Here is a 15,100-nt window from a genome sequence, read left to right as displayed (position 1 = left end):
CCGCCGCTCCCGCAGGGGGGGTATTTTTATCGGAAAAACGGAGAGCCTGTAGTACAAATCTTCGCGGAAGGTCTTTTTCTCGATCGCCTCCTTCAAATCGACGTTGGAGGCGGCGATGACCCTCACATCCACGGAAATAAGCTTCGTTCCGCCCAGCCGCTCAAAGGTTTTTTCCTGCAAAACGCGCAAGAGTTTTGATTGCAGGGCCGGCGACATATCGCCGATTTCATCCAGAAAAATCGTTCCCCCCTCTGCGATTTCGAATTTCCCCATCTTGCGCGCCACGGCGCCGGTAAAGGCCCCCCGCTCGGAGCCGAAAAGCTCGTTTTCCAGAAGCTCGGAAGGAATGGCGGCGCAGTTGATCGCCACAAAGGGGCGGCTTTTGCGCGGGGAGAGATTATGAATGGCGCGGGCGAATAACTCCTTGCCGGTGCCCGACTCCCCCAAAAGCAGAACCGTGGTGTCCGACTGGGCCACTTTTTGAATCAGCCGGGAAACGTCCACCATCTTTTCCGAGCGGCCGATGATTTCCGAAAAGCCCAAACTTTGATCCAACTCCTCACGCAAAAGGGCGTTCTCGGCCACCAGCCGGCGGTTTTCCAAAGCTTTTTTGATGATGACCCCCAGCCGGTCCGTATCGAACGGCTTGGCGATGAAATCGACCGCCCCCAGCTTCATCGCCTCCACCGCGGTCTCGATGGTGCCGAAGGCGGTCATCACGATGACCGCCAAATCCGGGTCGGCCTCCTTCAACTGGGACAGAACGGCGATGCCGTCCATTTCCGGAAGCTTCAGATCGGTCAGGACAACGTCGAATTTTTTCTCGCGGGCGCGGCTGATTCCCGTGCGGCCGTCGGCGGCCGTGTCCACGTCGTACCCCTCGCCGGACAACGTCTCGGCGAGCATACCCCGCATGCTTTCTTTATCGTCGATAACCAGAATGGACGGCATATCCCCCTCGTTAAAAAACTTTTTTGCCCCGTTGTTTTTATCGGAAAATCGGCGAAAAGCTTGACTGAAACGGGGTTAAAATATCTGTGATTTTCAGGAATAAACAGGGCAAGTCCAAAAATGGATACGCCGGGGCGGTTCGCGGCTCGGCAGCGGGGTGTTGCAGCACCGCCCGAGAAACTTTATCGGCTTCCGGGCATAAATTTACGGTTTACAGGTGCGGCAGAAGGCGAAACCGGCGTCGGCGGCGTCGAAAAGATTGTCGAATTCCGCCCGGTTTTTCGCCTTGATTCCGCGGGCCTGCGGGCAGTCCGGCCGGTGCACCCGGTAGCTGTTTTTGTTTCCGACGTAATAGTCCAAATCGGAATGTGGAAGAGACCAGATCCCCGCCTTCTTTACGCGGGCCCCTTTGGCGGAAGCGACAAAGCGGGCCAGATACCGGTCATTCGGCTTGAAGTAATAGACCGAAACCAGTCCGCGCCGGAGCAGAAAATCGTTGACCAGAAGCGTATCCAGCCAGATATAGCCGAGGTAGCGGCCGTACCGGTCCTTCACCTTGCGGTCAAATTCCACCCGTATCGCTTTGCCGGAAACCAGGGAATCGTTGACCCGTTTGGCCTCGTCGTGAAACGGCTCCCCCTCCTCCGGCGAGTCGATGCAGAGGTAGCGGATTTTCTCCCCGCTTTCCAGAACGATGGTGTCGCCGTCCAGCACTTTTTTGACTTTACTTTTTTTTCCGGGAAGGCCGGAGGCAAGCAGTAAAGCGGAGCCGGCGACAAGGAGAAGGAAAAAAATCGGTTTTCTCATTATGTCCGTGTTCGCTTGGGACGGGACTAATTATTCTCACCGGAAAGAGGCGGCTCCGAGCCCGGCCCAAGCGCCCACTCTCCCTCGGCGATCCCCTTTTGCCGGCGCAGCTCTTCAATCTGGGCCAAAGGCCGCTCCAGCTGCGTGCGGCGGGTCGTCATCAAGGTATCGAACTCCTTCTGGGCATCCTCGATCCGTTTCCCCATCTTTTCAAACCCCTTTATAAACTCCTCCCACTGCTTGGCGAAGCGCCCCATCAAAGCGAGCATCCGGGAGGCCCCCTGCTCCAGTTGAAAATTATCGATTCCCTGCCGGATGACCGAAAGAATGGCGTACAGGGTGAGCGGCGAACAGGGGATCACCTTGCTGCGCAACGCCTCGTCGATGAAACTGGTCTGGTTTTCCAGAATGAAGCCGTACAACTGCTCGTTGGGGATGAAAACCAAAACGTAGTCAACCGTCTGCGCCTCCGGGTTGATGTAGTCCCGGGTGGTCACCTCCCGCACCCGGTCCCGCACGTCCTTCAAAAAGGCGCTTTTGTAATTTTCCTTTTCCGATTCGCTTCCCGCTTCGAGGTAACGCAGATAGTTGTCGAACGGAAATTTCACGTCCATGTTCAAGGTTTTGTCCCGCGGGAGAAGAAAGGTGAAATCCGGCCGGTTCCCCGCCAGCTCCCGCTGTTTTTTGTAGTTGATTCCCTCCATAAACCCGGCCAGCCGCAGCACGTCCTCCGCCATCCGCTCCCCCCACTGGCCGCGCGTTTTGGAATTGACCAAGGCCAGCTTCAACTGTTCGGCGGTCTCCTGCAGCCGGCGGTTGTTTTCCGCCGTGGCCTTCAACTGGGCGGCAATTTCGCCAAATTTGTTCTCCCGGTCTTTCTCGAACACCTGGATGCATTCCCGCACCCGCGCAAGCTCCCCTTTCATCGCCTCCAAGGTCTGGTCGATGAGCTGCTTCTTCCCCTCCAGCTCCTTCCCCCCCGTCTGGGTTTGAACGGCAAGGGTCTGTTGGGCCAATTGCATAAATTGGTCGGAGCTTCGCTTAAGCGCCTCCAGGGAAAGGTTGCCGAAGGCGGCTTGGAGATGATTGATAACGGCGTTCAAATCCGCCAGTTTTTCCGCTTGGGTTTGCGCCAACAGTTCCTGCGCGACCGCTTTGGCTTCCCGTCTCTTAATCCAGACGACCGCCAAAACCGCCGCGCCGCCGACCACGATGCCGATTATGAACGCCAATATGAAATCCATACCTCTTCCTTATTTAACCCCGAAATCGTGAGGATACCATCACTTTCTTACCTTATATATGGCCGCCAGCCCGCCCCAGAGGTTCTCGTAGCGCGATTCGGAAAAACTCTCGCGCAAAAACAACGCCGACACTTCGCTCTGCCGCGGAAAAACCTTGAGCGACTCCGGCAAATAGCGGTACGCCTGGCGGTGGCGGGTGAAAAGGCCCGCCATTTTCGGCATCAGTTGATAAAAATAAGTGTAAAAGAGTTTCCCCCAAACACCGTTGGAAGGATGGGCTATTTCAAGAAAAGAACCCGCCCCGCCCGTTTTCAAAACCCTCCTTGCTTCGGCGGCGAAAACGGAAAGGTTTTCAAGATTGCGCAGCGAAAAACCCAATGTGGCGCCGTCAAAAACGCCCGCCTTGAAGGGGAGTTTTTCGGCGTCGGCGCAAACCAAAAACGCCCGCCCTTGGAAGCGCTCCAATTTTTTTTTCGCCAATTTCAGCATCGGCAAGGCAAAATCCGAAAGCACCGCCATTCCCTCAAATTCGGGGTTGGTTAACAACGCCAGCGCCATATCCCCCGTTCCGGCGCACAAATCCACAACCGTTTTGCAGTCAAAAAGCGGCCCCACAGCCCTTCTGCGCCAGCGCCGGTCGGAGTTGAAGGAAATGATCCGGTTCAGCCGGTCGTAATCGGGAGCCAAATCCGAAAACATCTGCCGGACAAGGGCTTTTTTGCCGTTAGTGTTTGCGGCGCCCATTAATTGGGGGGCTCCTTACCGGCCGTGTCCTGCCGGGCCGGCTCAAAAGGCCGCAGCTGATAGGCGGCCAGCTTCCAACCGCTTTTCACGCGGAGCAGGCTCAAACTCAAAGTCGTCAAGCTGTCGGAAATGCCGGAACGCACCAGCCGCCCGGTGACTGTGGCCTGCTTCTCCCCAATATCCAACTGCCGTCCAACCAGATTTACGCGCGTAATTCCTTCCGCGCTGTAAATTTCAGCTAAAAATTGCCGCGGGTCGATGGGGGGGACGTTTTTGGCCGTCGTCAAAAGAGAGTCCAATACTTCTGGATTCTTGGCATCGACGGCCCGTTCCCAGTCGGCCATAAAGGCCCGAAGTTGCTGGGCCGGGTCCGGCTTTTTCTTTCCGCAGGCGGCCAAAACAAAAAACGTCAGAATAATCGCAAGCCGGATAACTTTCACGCCGGTAAAATAGTTTTTAGCCGCGTTTTCTCCAAGCGAATTGTCGCTTTTTAGGGAGCGGAACGGGAAGGGGGAAAAACCTACCGCACGATGCGGGGGGTAATCATGATCAAAAGGTCGGTCTGGTTTTTCTGCCTGGAGTTCGAGCGAAAAAGGTTCCCCAAAAGCGGGATATCTCCCAGGAGCCACACCTTGCGCACGGTCTTGATCTCATTGTCCTTGATCAGGCCGCCGATGACCATTGTTTCCCCGTCCTTCATCCGAATCTGCGTTTCCACGGACCGTTTGGAAGTTATCGGGCGCTGGTTGTCGGGCGGCCCCGTAAAGCTGATGATGTCCTCCACCGTCGGGGTCACCCGCAACGTGACGGTGGAGTCGTCGTTGATGCGCGGCGTGACGTCCAGAATGATGCCGAACTCCTTGTCCTGAAAGGAGACGATATCCTGCACGGCGGCCCCTTCGCTGAAGCGGTTCAAAGTCTGCAAGGGAATGGTCGTTGCGACGGTGATCTTGGCCGCCTGGTTGTCCAGCGTGGTCACCTTGGGGCTGCTCAAAAGCTTGCTGTTGGTCTGGGTGGTCAAATAGTTTAAAAACCAGTCCACCTGCTCCACGGACAGCCGGCCGTACCGGGGACGCCCTTTGACCGGGAAAACCATAGCCTTGCTCGCTTCGTCCGTGGTGCTGGTGCTGCTCGTGCTGGCCGGTTCGGCGTCCGCGAAGGAAGCGCCAATCCCATCCGGCCATTCCAATCCCAAATCGGAATTTTTGTCCAGGGAGGTTTCCACCATCTTGACCTCGATGGAAACCTGCTTTGCCGGTTTGTCCAAAGTCGCCACGATTTTTTCGATGCGGGGGATGTTGTACCCGAAATCGGTCACCACCAGAATGGTCGCCGGGGCCTGCTTGGCCGGTTCTATGCGGCGGATTTCGCGGGTGAAAATGTCGGTTTTACCCTTGGGGGACAAAACGTTTTTCAAACTCGCCGCCACGTAGTCGGCGGAGACATAGGAAAGTTCAAACACCCGCGTTTCCAGCTGCTGGGGGTAATCCTTGTCCTGCGCCAAAACCACAAGAACGTTCCCCTGCCGACTATAGGTGTAGCCGTTGGCCAGAAGGATGGAGGAAAGCGCCTCATCCAAACTGACCTGCCGCAGCCGCAGGGAAACCGAGCCCCGCACTTCCTGACCGGAGACGATGTTTAAATTGTTCTGCGCCGCGAGGAGTTTCAATACGGACCCGATGGGGGCAGCCTCCATCTCCAGCGTGATTTTAGAGTCCTCGGTAACGACGGTCAGCGGCTTTTCCTGCGCCGCCGCCGCCATGGCGAGCAATCCAAAAATGACAAGCAAACCCAGCGTTTTCATTTCAATCCCCCTTGAGCGGATAATTCCAGAGCGTTCCATCCTTGTTCAAAACCACGCGCCCCTCCGTTATGGCGTGCACCCGAAACCCTTCGATCCAGTCGCCGGCCTGGACCACCCGGCCGTTGATGACTGCAAAAGCCGAGCTTCCCTTTAGCGAAATGGCCGAAACCGAAAATGCCTGCCGGAAGGGGCCTGTAGAAACCGCCGCCTTCTCGGCCCCGCGGTAAAACGGATTGCGGCCGAAACCCAAAGCGAGCCGCGTTTTCTTCGCCGGCGTCAAGCGCTCGTAGGCGAACGAATCGGGCACCGCCGTCATCGGCGCCGCCGCAGGGACGGATGCCAGGGCCGGATCCAGGTCGGCAACGGTTCTCTTTTTGCCAATCGACATAATCGATTTCAAATTCAACAGCCCAAGGAGGATGGAAAAAACCAAAATCCAATAGAGCGTGCGCTTTCGTTTGGCCTCCTCCATCAAACGTCCGCCTCCGGGTTGACAATCAAATAGGCGTAAAAAACCAAAGTCGCCTCCACCCGGCCGCTGCCGGTTCCCCGCACCGCCTCGGTGAGGAAATAGCCGCGAAAAGCGGGCAGCGCCTCAATTTTCTGCGAGACGGCGGCTATGGCCGCGTAACCCCCCTCCACTTTCAGGGAAAAGGAGACGGGCCGGATGAGGTTGGGCCGGGTGGAATCCATATCCCGCACGGCGGATAAAAGCTCAAAAAAAGTGGGACGGGCATCCAGAACTTTTAGCCCTTCTTGTTGGGAGAGCGCCATCAAATCGGCCAGAAAATTCTGGGCCGCGGAGGGGGTGTACAGGCTGTTCACCAACCGGCCGGCCGAGCCCTCCAGCTCGGTCTGGCGCACCTGCCAGAGCGGAATCTGCGGCGCCAGACGCTGGTAGCGGGCCAGTCTTGATTCCAGTTCCTGCTGTTTGGCGGAAACAAAAACCTGCTTTTTCCGGACCGGGAGATACCCGAACACCAGCCAACCCGCCAACAGGAAAAATAAAAGCAAAACGCGGTACCCCGGATGATCGAACCTCATCGCAACCCCACCTCAAAGGCAAAACCGACCGTTTTCCGGTTGCCGAATTTCTCTTCCGATTTGGAAACCACCCGGACCGGCCCGAAGAACGGCGAATGCTCCAGCCGGCGGATGAACTCCACCACGATGGCATCCGTTTCCTCATAGGCGGCGGTCGCCGAACCGGCCAGTTCCAGTTTGTCGAACACTCCGTGCTTCTGACGGGCGGACAACGAATCAAACATCACGGGCAGAAGCGTGACGCGGGCTAGCTCCATCTCCGGGGGGGTCAGGTTGGAAAGTTCCTTCATATGCCAGGGAAAAACGGCCGGGAACCGGACAAATTGGGAAAGAAAAGCCTGGGTGGACAAAATCTTTTTCTCCAGCTCGGCGGCCCGGGAAAAACCTGGTACCGCCTCCAAGCGGACCAACTCCTGTTCCAGGCGGGCCACTGCCGTTTCGGCGGAATTCAGTTTGAAAAAATGAAAGAGCTGAAAAAGGGCGGCTGCGGCCAAAACCGGCAACGCGAGGCGGAAAACCAGCCGGTTTTGATGCTGGAGTTGAAATCTCTTTTGAAGCGCTTCCGGCAGGAGGTAAAGACCGCGGTCCCGGGCCAGGGCGGTTCCCAGCGCCTTGGCGAAAAAGGGATACAGTTCGGCAAATTCGCCGGCGTTCTCCACGGCATAGGAAAGCTCCCGGGTTCGGGACAGCACTGAAGCTTTGACGCCCAAAACGTTCTCGAAATGGGCCGGAATGGTGACGTCGCCGGACGGCAACCCGGCGAGAAACAACCGTACGACCCTCCGTCCGGAAACCTGGGCCTGGTAGAAATCGAGCGAGGAAAGCACCTCCGCCGTCAGGGGTTCCAAAAACTGGGCCAGCCCCCCGGCCTCCAAGTCGGCCGGTTTTAAGCCGACGGAGGAAAACTCCCGGAAAAATTCCATTCCGTTTTTGCCGTACAGGGTAAAGTAAGAGCTTTTGGGAGAAATCTCCAAAACCCCGACCGCCTCGCTTTCCTCCCGCAGGGGGGCGGGCAGAACCTCGGCATAACCGAACCCTCCCAGCGTGACGCCGGAAAGCGGCACGCCGGCCTGCAGAAACAGCGCAACCTGACGGTCCAAAAGGGAGCGCAAAACCGCCAGAAAAACCACCTCCGTTTTTTTCTCGGCCCCTTTCTGCACCGTCCGGTAGCTCCAATAGGCGTTTTCAAGCGGAAACGGGGTCTGCTTGCGGGCTTCCCACAAAACGGCCTGTTCCTCTTCCGATTTTTTTTTCAAAACGGGAATGGTAAAACGACGGAAAAGCACCCCGGCCCCCTGGATGGAAAGATAAAAACGGGCCCGGGGATGGCGGCCGGGTGGAACGAGCTCCTGCAGGTATTCGATTAACGCCCGTTCCTTGTCCGATTCATCAAAATCCGGGGTGGGGGCCAGATCGTGGATACCGAAGCCCGCCAGCTCCCACCGCCAGCCGAAACGGACGCCCGCCTTCGGCCTTTTGACCAGCCGCACCCAGCGGAGTTGGTCGGAAACCAAATCGAAGCCGAAAAACCCCTCCGGCTCGTAGCGCCACCAGGATTTCCAGCGCCAGACCTGCCGTCCCAGGCCGGCAACCAAGCCGGAAAGCAGGTCTTCCGGGGAGGACTCCCCGGACCGGGAAGACAAAAGCCCCGCTGGGATTTCCTTTTTTGTTTCCCTTTTGACCCCCAAAAATTTCAAATCTCCCCCCAAAAAAGAATCACACCGAGAAAGTCACAGTCGAGCCGTCGGAAAATTCGACGGTAAAAGTGGTGCCGTTCATATCCGCATCCGGGCAGCCGCCGCTGATACAGGTCTCAAAATTATCAACGCGGATGGTGATGGTTGCGCCGACCCCCAGCGTTTGCGACGAACTGAAGTTGACGGTCTGGCCGGAGGCAAAACGGGGATTGGTCTGGTTGCCCACCGTATTGCCGCCCCACCGTACCCGTTCATAGTAGGCGGTGGGGGAGGAACTGTAAGTCAGGCGGATACTCGTGATGGTAACGCTGGAAGAACCGACGTTTCTAATGTCAAAATTAAGATCGCTTCCACCGGCTGTAAGATTAGCCGTTCCCGAAACATAGGCCAGTGAACCACCTGCACCTCCACTGCCCCACAGATTCCCGCGGAATTTAAAATCCACCAAAGTGGTGGACTTGGGCAAAACCACCGCATTGCGCACCAAGGTGTCGTTGGTTGGTGTGTAGATGGCCGTGACCATGCGAATTCCTTGCGGCACAACCCCGTTGAAACTGTAGTTGCCCGATGCGTTCGGGTTGGTGGTTGCGGTGGTCGTTCCGCCGGAACCGTTCGGGTAGGTAAGGCGGATGGAAACGCTGGAAGCGGAGCTTCCGGGCGCGTTCCCTTGTCCATCGGTGACTATCCCCTGTACGGTGTTGGAAGTCAGATCCGCCGCAGCGTTGGCATACTGCTTGGTGATGGGATTGCCGCCCGAGCCACTGGAAGTAATGGTGACCCCGCCGGTGTAGGTGTACAGATTTCCCCATCCATCGGTCTTGAAATCGTTGGGGTTTTGATTGAAGTCGTTCCGGATGTAGGGCCCCCGCCAGGTGGCGTACCCCCCCGGATTTGTGACCAAAGCGTCCAGATTGGGCGGCAGGGAGCCGACGTCGCCGACGTAGCCGAAATCGGAACGCACACCGTTGGCGAACAAATCGGGGTTCCCCGCAATCGCCCAGGAAAGCCGTTCCATCTCCTGCGTGGTGGCGTCCCAGCGGCTGTTGTCCAGGGCCACGTCCATCGACCGGAAGGCGACTGCCGCCAAAATCCCGATGACGATGATCACCAGAAGGACTTCAATCAGGGTAAAACCCTTTTCTGAAACTGTCTTCAATCCATCTCCTTAAAAATTAATGACAATGTTCGTCCCAGAACCGGTGGAGGTTATCGTCCGGGCCGTGGAGTCGTACACGTAGTTGACCCCCCAGGCGTCCCGCAGATATTCTCCTCCCGTAGAATCAATGTAGGGGCCGTGCCAGCCCAGCCGGGTGTATGGATTCCAGATGGCCACACCCCCCGGTCTCGTCACCAGGCCGGTCAAATTGGGCGGAAAACTCCCCACGTCCCCCCGGTATCCCCGGTCGGAAATGCGCCCTCCGGAGGTTGCGGCCGAATTTCCCATGATGGCCGCTTTCAGCCGCATCATTTCCTCTTTCGTAGCGTTGGTTTTCGAGCCGGTGATAAGGTCGCCGATTTTCGGAATGGCGACCGCCGCCACCACCCCCAAAACGACGATGATTATGACCAACTCCACCAGCGTAAATCCGGACTCTGATTTCATGGCACCACCCAACCATCCCGCCGACCTATGGCGGGATGAAACCGGAAGTTTTACCAACCGCTACAGGTTGTTTTCGCCGGCGACGTTGGTGTTCGGCCAGATCTCGCCCGTTGCGGCGTTATACGCCCAGCCGCCGCGCGTCCCCACGATGACACCCTTGGTGACGCCGGTGACGATGGAGTCCGGCGCGCTGGTCGGAAGCTGGTACGGGTTGGCCGGAATCGCCTGCTCCATCACCACGCCCGGGGTGGAAATTTCAGCCAGCGTCGGCCAGGTGGCCGTACCGGTGGTCACCGCCCGGTTGGCGTAGAAAATGGATACGCCGGAGCGCAGCCCGCCCAAAGCCCCCTTGCAGGCGGACAGCTTCGCCTGGGCGGAAATGTCCATGTAGCGCGGTATCGCCACCGCCGCCAGGATGCCCAAAACGACGATGATGATGACCAGCTCAATCAGGGTGAAACCCGATTGGTTTTTGGTTTTTAGAAACATACTCCCCTCCCTTTGGTTTTTGTTTATCGTTTAAACACGTTCAACAAATTCCACATCGGCAAAAAAACGGAAAGGGCGAAAAACAGCACCGTCGCCCCCAGAACCGCGGTCAAAGCCGGCTCCACCAGTTTGGAAAGCCGTCGGGTGGCGTAGGCCACCTCCTGGTCGTAATGGAAAGCCATCTCGGAAAGCATCCGGTCCAAAGAGCCCGATTCGCTGCCGACCGAAAACATCTGCACGGCCAGAGGCGGGAAAACCGGCGAGCGCTCCATTATTTCCTTCGGCTCCTTCCCTTCCACCATCCCCGCTTCCACGCGTTCGATTTCGCCGGCGATGATGCGGTTGCCGATGGCTCCCCGCACCACCTGCAGGGACTGGATGATGGGGAGCCCGCTTTTGATCAAAACCGAAAGCATGTGCGAAAAGCGGCTCATCGCCACTTTTAGAAAAAGCGGCCCCAGAATCGGCAGTTTGAGTTTTCGTTCGTCCGCCCATACCTCCCCCCTGTCCGTGGCCAGCCAGCGCTTGAAAAAGTACCCCGCAAAGAACAAAGGCGGAATGAGGTAATACCAATAGCCGCGGATAAATACGGAGAGCCCCATCAAAATCCGGGTGGGCAGGGGGAGTTCCGTATTGAAACGGGAAAAAAGAAAGGCGAACTTGGGAAACACAAAAGCCACCAGAATGACAAACGCCCCCGCCAAGGCGATGACCACAAGGGTCGGGTAGCGCAACGCATCCTTCAAATCCTCCTTGGTTTTCATCTCCCGCTCCAAAAACTCCGCGAGCCGGTCCAATACCTGGTCGAAATGCCCGGTCGCCTCCCCCGTTTTTATCGAGGAGACGAACAGCTTGCCGAAGATCTTTTCCTGGCGCAAAAACGCCTCCGCGAGGGTGACCCCCGATTCCAAATCGGATCGGGCCTGCTCGATGGCCGAACGCAGTTGGGGGTGATCCGCCTGGGCGGACAGCACCGCCAGGGCGCGTAAAATGGGTATGCCGGCGCGGTACAGAGTGGAAAGCTGGCGGGTGAAAACTATCAGCTCGGAAAGGGGCACCCGGCGGCTTCCCCAGCGAAAGGCATGCAAAATGCCTTCTTCCTTGCGTTCCACCGAAAGGGGGATGTACCCCATACGGTCCAGCCGCAGCGAAACATCCGAGGCGGTTTCGGCCTGCATCGTGCCGGACAAGGAGATACCCATCCGGTCCACGGCACGGTAATTAAATTCCGGTAACATATAGCAATCGTCTCATATCCAGTTAAGCAAGCCCCCTACCAAACCCTCGTTTTTTGAGCCCTCTTCAAGCTTCGGCCCTACTTGGAGTTAACCCCTCCGCAGAAACCCGGTTCAAGCGGAAACCAACTCCCCTTTTGGTATATCGGCAAAATCCCCGGCCGAGGTGACCCGCAAAACCTCCTCCACGGTGGTCAGCCCCGCCAAAACCTTTTCCGCCCCGTCCTGCCGCAAAAGCTTCATTCCCTGCTTGCGGGCCTCCGCCAAAATGACGGCCGTGGAAGCCCGGGCGGCAATCAACTCCCGGATGGAATCGGTCACCACCAGCATTTCGAAGAGCCCCAGCCGTCCGGAAAAACCGCTCTGCTTGCATTCCCGGCAGCCCGCTCCCCGGTAAAAAACCGCCTTCGGGTCGTCGATCCAGAGTTCCTTGCGGAGCGCCTCCGGCACCGTCACTTTCTCCTTGCAGGCCGGACAAATCTGCCGCACCAGCCGCTGGGCCGCCACCGTTACCAGCGAGGCGGCCAAGAGGTACGCCTCCACCCCCATGTCCAAAAGACGGGCCACGGTGGACGGGGCGTCGTTGGCGTGCAGGGTGGAAAGCACCAGATGCCCGGTCAAGGCGGAGCGGACGGCGATCTCCGCCGTCTCCCGGTCGCGGATTTCGCCCACCATGATGATGTCCGGATCCTGCCGCAGAATCGAGCGCAACGCGTTGGCAAAAAATAACCCCGCTTTCTCGTTGGTTTGCACCTGGGAGATGAAGGGGATGTGATACTCCACCGGGTCTTCGACGGTGATGATGTTTTTTTCCACCGAGTTCAGTTCGCGCAGAATGCCGTAAAGGGTCGAAGTCTTGCCGCTGCCGGTCGGGCCGGTGACCAGAATGAACCCCTCCGGCTTTTTCATCGCCGCTCGCAGTCGCTCTAGTTGGGAAGAAGACATGCCGGCTTTTTCTAAATGGATGGCCAAACTGGATTTGTCCAAAATTCGAAGAACGACTTTTTCCCCGAAAATGGTGGGCAGCGTGGAGACGCGGAAATCAACCTCATGCTTTTCGACCCGGTGGGTGAAGCGCCCGTCCTGCGGCAGCCGCTTTTCGGAAACGTCCATGTTCGCCATGATTTTGATGCGCGAAACGATGGCGGGCGCCAGATCCTTGGGGGGATTGGCCGCCTCCCGCATAAGCCCGTGAATCCGGAAGCGCACCCGAAGCTGGGTCTCTTCCGGCTCGATGTGTATGTCGGAGGCGGAATCCCGGATCCCTTGCGTCAAAAGCAGGTTGACCAGCCGGATGATGGGGGCGTCGTCGGCCGCTTCATCCGTGGCCTCCCCCGCTTTTTTGGATGCTTCTGCAAATTCCTTGCTGAAATCCTCGCCGGAAAAACCCATCTCCCGGACCACTTCCGCCACCGAATCCTGCACAGTGTAATAGTCCGAAATCGCTTTTTGGATTTGGGACGGTGCAGCGATGACCCGGTTGATTTCCAGCCCCGTATGATACTTTAACTCTTCAATTGCAATCAAATCCAGCGGGTCAACCATCGCCACAGTGAGCGCGCCCCCCAGCTGCAAAATGGGAATCAGCCGGTGTTTTCGGGCCAGTTCCACCGGCACCCGGCGGATTACCTCCGGGGCGATGACCAGGTTGTCCACGTTGACCTTGGGAATGGAAAGTTTTTCGGAAATGACCGAAAGAAAATCCTCCTCGGTGATTACCCCTTGGCGGATCAAAATATCGCCGACCCGCTCGCCGGTCTTCTTTTGTATTTTAAGCGCCTCTTCCAGCTGCTTCTGGGTGACTAACTTTTTCTCCAGAAACAGTTCGCCAATGCGCTTCTTGCTCTCCATCTGGATGTACCTATCCCCCTAATCTCTTATCGGCAAAAAGGATAAGTTTAGTAGTCCGGCAGACCCAATAATTGAAACAACACGGGAAATGATGGAGCGATGAAGTTATCGAAGAGGGGTACGTTTAAAAAAAGAGCTCAAAGCCCGGCTCTGGCCGAACCCATCCGGACTCCGTAATGCCTATCATAATACTGCTGGTATTCGCCGGACTTGACCTTCTGCCACCAGGAACGGTTGTTGGCATACCAGTCGATGGTGGAATCGAGCGCTTGTTCGAGGGGCTGCTCAACCTTCCAGCCCAGTTCCCGCTGCAATTTGGAGGCATCCAAGGCATACCGCCGGTCGTGGCCGGGGCGGTCGGCGATGTGGGTGATTAGCGACTCCGGCTTTTTCAGCCGCGCCAAAATCCGGCGGGTGATGTCCAGGTTGGTCAGTTCGTTGCTGCCGCCGACGTTATAAATCTCCCCCGGTTTTCCCTCGAAAAGCATCTTCTCGATGGCCCGGCAGTGGTCGCCGACAAAAAGCCAGTCCCGCACGTACAGCCCGTCGCCGTAAACCGGCAGGGGTTTGTTTTCCATCGCATTGGTAACAAACAGGGGAATCAGTTTTTCCGGAAATTGATATGGACCGAAATTGTTCGTGCACCGGTCAACGACGACCGGCAGCCCGAAGGACTTGAAATAGGCCAAGGCCAGCAGGTCGGAAGAGGCCTTGGAGGCGGAATAGGGGGAAGTCGGGTTCAGGTGCGAAGTTTCGGAAAATTTTCCGGAGGCGGTGCTGCCGTACACCTCATCCGTGGAGATGTGCACGAACCGCTCCACCTTGTGCCGCAGGGCCAAATCGAGCAAATTCCCCGTGCCGAAAACGTTCGTCTCGACGAAAACCAGCGGCGAATACAAACTCCGGTCCACGTGCGATTCGGCGGCGAAGTGGACAATTCCCCAGATTTTTTCCGAAAATACCGGCTCCAGTTCGGCGCGTATCGCCACATCGCCGCGGATGAAATGGTAATGCGGGCTGGCTTCTACATCCGACAAATTTTCCAGGTTGCCCGCATAGGTCAGCTTGTCGAAATTGATGATTTCAACATCTGGCCGGGAGGAAAGCAGATGGCGGACGAAATTGGAACCGATGAATCCGGCTCCGCCGGTGACCAAAACCTTCATCCGTCTTTCCGGCCCCAGTCGTACGGAATGTCGTTTTTATGCGGGTCCACCCGGTACTCGTCCGGGTTTTTGTAGTGGTACACCTCGGTGGGGCAGTTGATGATGATGGTCTCCTCGGTGGAAATCCCCTTGAATCCATGGTAAACCAAGGCCGGGATTTGCAAAAGCTTGGGGTTGTGTTCCCCCAGAAAAAACTCATTGATCTCCCCCTTGGTGGCCGAACCTTCGCGGGAGTCGTAGAGCACGATTTTGGCCATTCCGCGCACCACGGCAAAGTTGTCGATTTGCTTGTGGTGATAATGCCACCCCTTCACCACCCCCGGATAGACGCAGGTCATATAAAGCTGGCCGAACTTGATGAAAAGCTCGTCGTCCGAGCGCAAAATCTCCATCAAGCGCCCCCGCTCGTCGGGGATTACCTTAAGTTCTTTTAAACGGACGCCGGCGATCATCGGTTTGACCCCA

The 15,100-nt window shown here is 57.2% G+C and carries 16 protein-coding genes; all 16 read right to left on the bottom strand.

Annotated elements, in window-relative coordinates:
* Window positions 1–951: sigma-54 dependent transcriptional regulator (locus tag VNL73_05005; GenBank protein ID HXF48767.1), on the bottom strand; the 951-nt coding region annotated here is incomplete at its 3' end.
* 204 nt (window positions 952–1,155) lie between these two features.
* The gene (locus tag VNL73_05000; GenBank protein HXF48766.1) at window positions 1,156–1,758 is read right to left on the bottom strand and encodes a thermonuclease family protein; all 603 of its coding nucleotides are present in this window, start codon (window positions 1,756–1,758) and stop codon (window positions 1,156–1,158) included.
* A gap of 26 nt (window positions 1,759–1,784) precedes the next feature.
* Window positions 1,785–3,002 (bottom strand): DNA recombination protein RmuC, encoded by a 1,218-nt coding sequence (rmuC, locus tag VNL73_04995; GenBank protein HXF48765.1) that lies wholly within the window; start codon window positions 3,000–3,002, stop codon window positions 1,785–1,787.
* Window positions 3,003–3,041: 39 nt separating this feature from the next.
* Window positions 3,042–3,746 carry a ubiquinone/menaquinone biosynthesis methyltransferase gene (locus VNL73_04990; GenBank protein HXF48764.1) on the bottom strand — a complete coding sequence of 235 codons (705 nt, stop codon included), beginning with the start codon at window positions 3,744–3,746 and terminating at the stop codon, window positions 3,042–3,044.
* Window positions 3,746–4,186 (bottom strand): hypothetical protein, encoded by a 441-nt coding sequence (locus VNL73_04985; protein ID HXF48763.1) that lies wholly within the window; start codon window positions 4,184–4,186, stop codon window positions 3,746–3,748. Before VNL73_04985 ends, VNL73_04990 begins: the two co-directional genes overlap by 1 nt.
* An 80-nt stretch (window positions 4,187–4,266) precedes the next feature.
* Window positions 4,267–5,550, bottom strand: coding sequence for a secretin and TonB N-terminal domain-containing protein (locus tag VNL73_04980; GenBank protein HXF48762.1), 1,284 nt, complete (start codon window positions 5,548–5,550; stop codon window positions 4,267–4,269).
* Window position 5,551: 1 nt separating this feature from the next.
* Window positions 5,552–6,022, bottom strand: coding sequence for a hypothetical protein (locus tag VNL73_04975; GenBank protein ID HXF48761.1), 471 nt, complete (start codon window positions 6,020–6,022; stop codon window positions 5,552–5,554).
* Window positions 6,022–6,594, bottom strand: coding sequence for a hypothetical protein (locus VNL73_04970; GenBank protein HXF48760.1), 573 nt, complete (start codon window positions 6,592–6,594; stop codon window positions 6,022–6,024). Before VNL73_04970 ends, VNL73_04975 begins: the two co-directional genes overlap by 1 nt.
* A complete protein-coding gene (locus VNL73_04965; GenBank protein HXF48759.1) occupies window positions 6,591–8,237 on the bottom strand; it encodes a hypothetical protein in 1,647 nt (548 codons plus the stop codon). Before VNL73_04965 ends, VNL73_04970 begins: the two co-directional genes overlap by 4 nt.
* A 73-nt stretch (window positions 8,238–8,310) precedes the next feature.
* Entirely contained in the window at window positions 8,311–9,447 is a 1,137-nt protein-coding gene (locus VNL73_04960; protein HXF48758.1) for a prepilin-type N-terminal cleavage/methylation domain-containing protein, read from the bottom strand.
* A gap of 9 nt (window positions 9,448–9,456) precedes the next feature.
* On the bottom strand, window positions 9,457–9,894 hold the full coding sequence (locus VNL73_04955) for a prepilin-type N-terminal cleavage/methylation domain-containing protein (GenBank protein HXF48757.1): 438 nt from the start codon (window positions 9,892–9,894) through the stop codon (window positions 9,457–9,459).
* A gap of 60 nt (window positions 9,895–9,954) precedes the next feature.
* Window positions 9,955–10,383: a prepilin-type N-terminal cleavage/methylation domain-containing protein gene (locus VNL73_04950; GenBank protein ID HXF48756.1), complete on the bottom strand. Its 429-nt coding sequence runs from the start codon at window positions 10,381–10,383 to the stop codon at window positions 9,955–9,957.
* Between the two features lie 23 nt (window positions 10,384–10,406).
* Window positions 10,407–11,621: a type II secretion system F family protein gene (locus tag VNL73_04945; GenBank protein ID HXF48755.1), complete on the bottom strand. Its 1,215-nt coding sequence runs from the start codon at window positions 11,619–11,621 to the stop codon at window positions 10,407–10,409.
* A gap of 111 nt (window positions 11,622–11,732) precedes the next feature.
* Window positions 11,733–13,469, bottom strand: coding sequence for an ATPase, T2SS/T4P/T4SS family (locus tag VNL73_04940; protein ID HXF48754.1), 1,737 nt, complete (start codon window positions 13,467–13,469; stop codon window positions 11,733–11,735).
* A 137-nt stretch (window positions 13,470–13,606) separates the two neighbouring features.
* Window positions 13,607–14,635 (bottom strand): dTDP-glucose 4,6-dehydratase, encoded by a 1,029-nt coding sequence (gene rfbB / locus VNL73_04935; GenBank protein ID HXF48753.1) that lies wholly within the window; start codon window positions 14,633–14,635, stop codon window positions 13,607–13,609.
* The gene (locus VNL73_04930) at window positions 14,632–15,087 is read right to left on the bottom strand and encodes a dTDP-4-dehydrorhamnose 3,5-epimerase family protein (GenBank protein HXF48752.1); all 456 of its coding nucleotides are present in this window, start codon (window positions 15,085–15,087) and stop codon (window positions 14,632–14,634) included. Before VNL73_04930 ends, rfbB begins: the two co-directional genes overlap by 4 nt.
* Between the last annotated feature and the right edge of the window lie 13 nt (window positions 15,088–15,100).

This window comes from Verrucomicrobiia bacterium (assembly GCA_035574275.1).
Taxonomy (GTDB): domain Bacteria; phylum Zixibacteria; class MSB-5A5; order DSPP01; family DSPP01; genus DSPP01.
This window is presented reverse-complemented; position numbering and strand designations above follow the sequence as displayed.

Coding starts and splice junctions, on each gene's coding strand:
- VNL73_05000 (HXF48766.1), bottom strand. CDS start 1,758: ATGAGAAAACCGATTTTTTTCCTTCTCCTTGTCGCCGGCTCCGCTTTA.
- rmuC (HXF48765.1), bottom strand. CDS start 3,002: ATGGATTTCATATTGGCGTTCATAATCGGCATCGTGGTCGGCGGCGCG.
- VNL73_04990 (HXF48764.1), bottom strand. CDS start 3,746: ATGGGCGCCGCAAACACTAACGGCAAAAAAGCCCTTGTCCGGCAGATG.
- VNL73_04980 (HXF48762.1), bottom strand. CDS start 5,550: ATGAAAACGCTGGGTTTGCTTGTCATTTTTGGATTGCTCGCCATGGCG.
- VNL73_04975 (HXF48761.1), bottom strand. CDS start 6,022: ATGGAGGAGGCCAAACGAAAGCGCACGCTCTATTGGATTTTGGTTTTT.
- VNL73_04970 (HXF48760.1), bottom strand. CDS start 6,594: ATGAGGTTCGATCATCCGGGGTACCGCGTTTTGCTTTTATTTTTCCTG.
- VNL73_04955 (HXF48757.1), bottom strand. CDS start 9,894: ATGAAATCAGAGTCCGGATTTACGCTGGTGGAGTTGGTCATAATCATC.
- VNL73_04950 (HXF48756.1), bottom strand. CDS start 10,383: ATGTTTCTAAAAACCAAAAACCAATCGGGTTTCACCCTGATTGAGCTG.
- VNL73_04945 (HXF48755.1), bottom strand. CDS start 11,621: ATGTTACCGGAATTTAATTACCGTGCCGTGGACCGGATGGGTATCTCC.
- VNL73_04940 (HXF48754.1), bottom strand. CDS start 13,469: ATGGAGAGCAAGAAGCGCATTGGCGAACTGTTTCTGGAGAAAAAGTTA.
- rfbB (HXF48753.1), bottom strand. CDS start 14,635: ATGAAGGTTTTGGTCACCGGCGGAGCCGGATTCATCGGTTCCAATTTC.
- VNL73_04930 (HXF48752.1), bottom strand. CDS start 15,087: ATGATCGCCGGCGTCCGTTTAAAAGAACTTAAGGTAATCCCCGACGAG.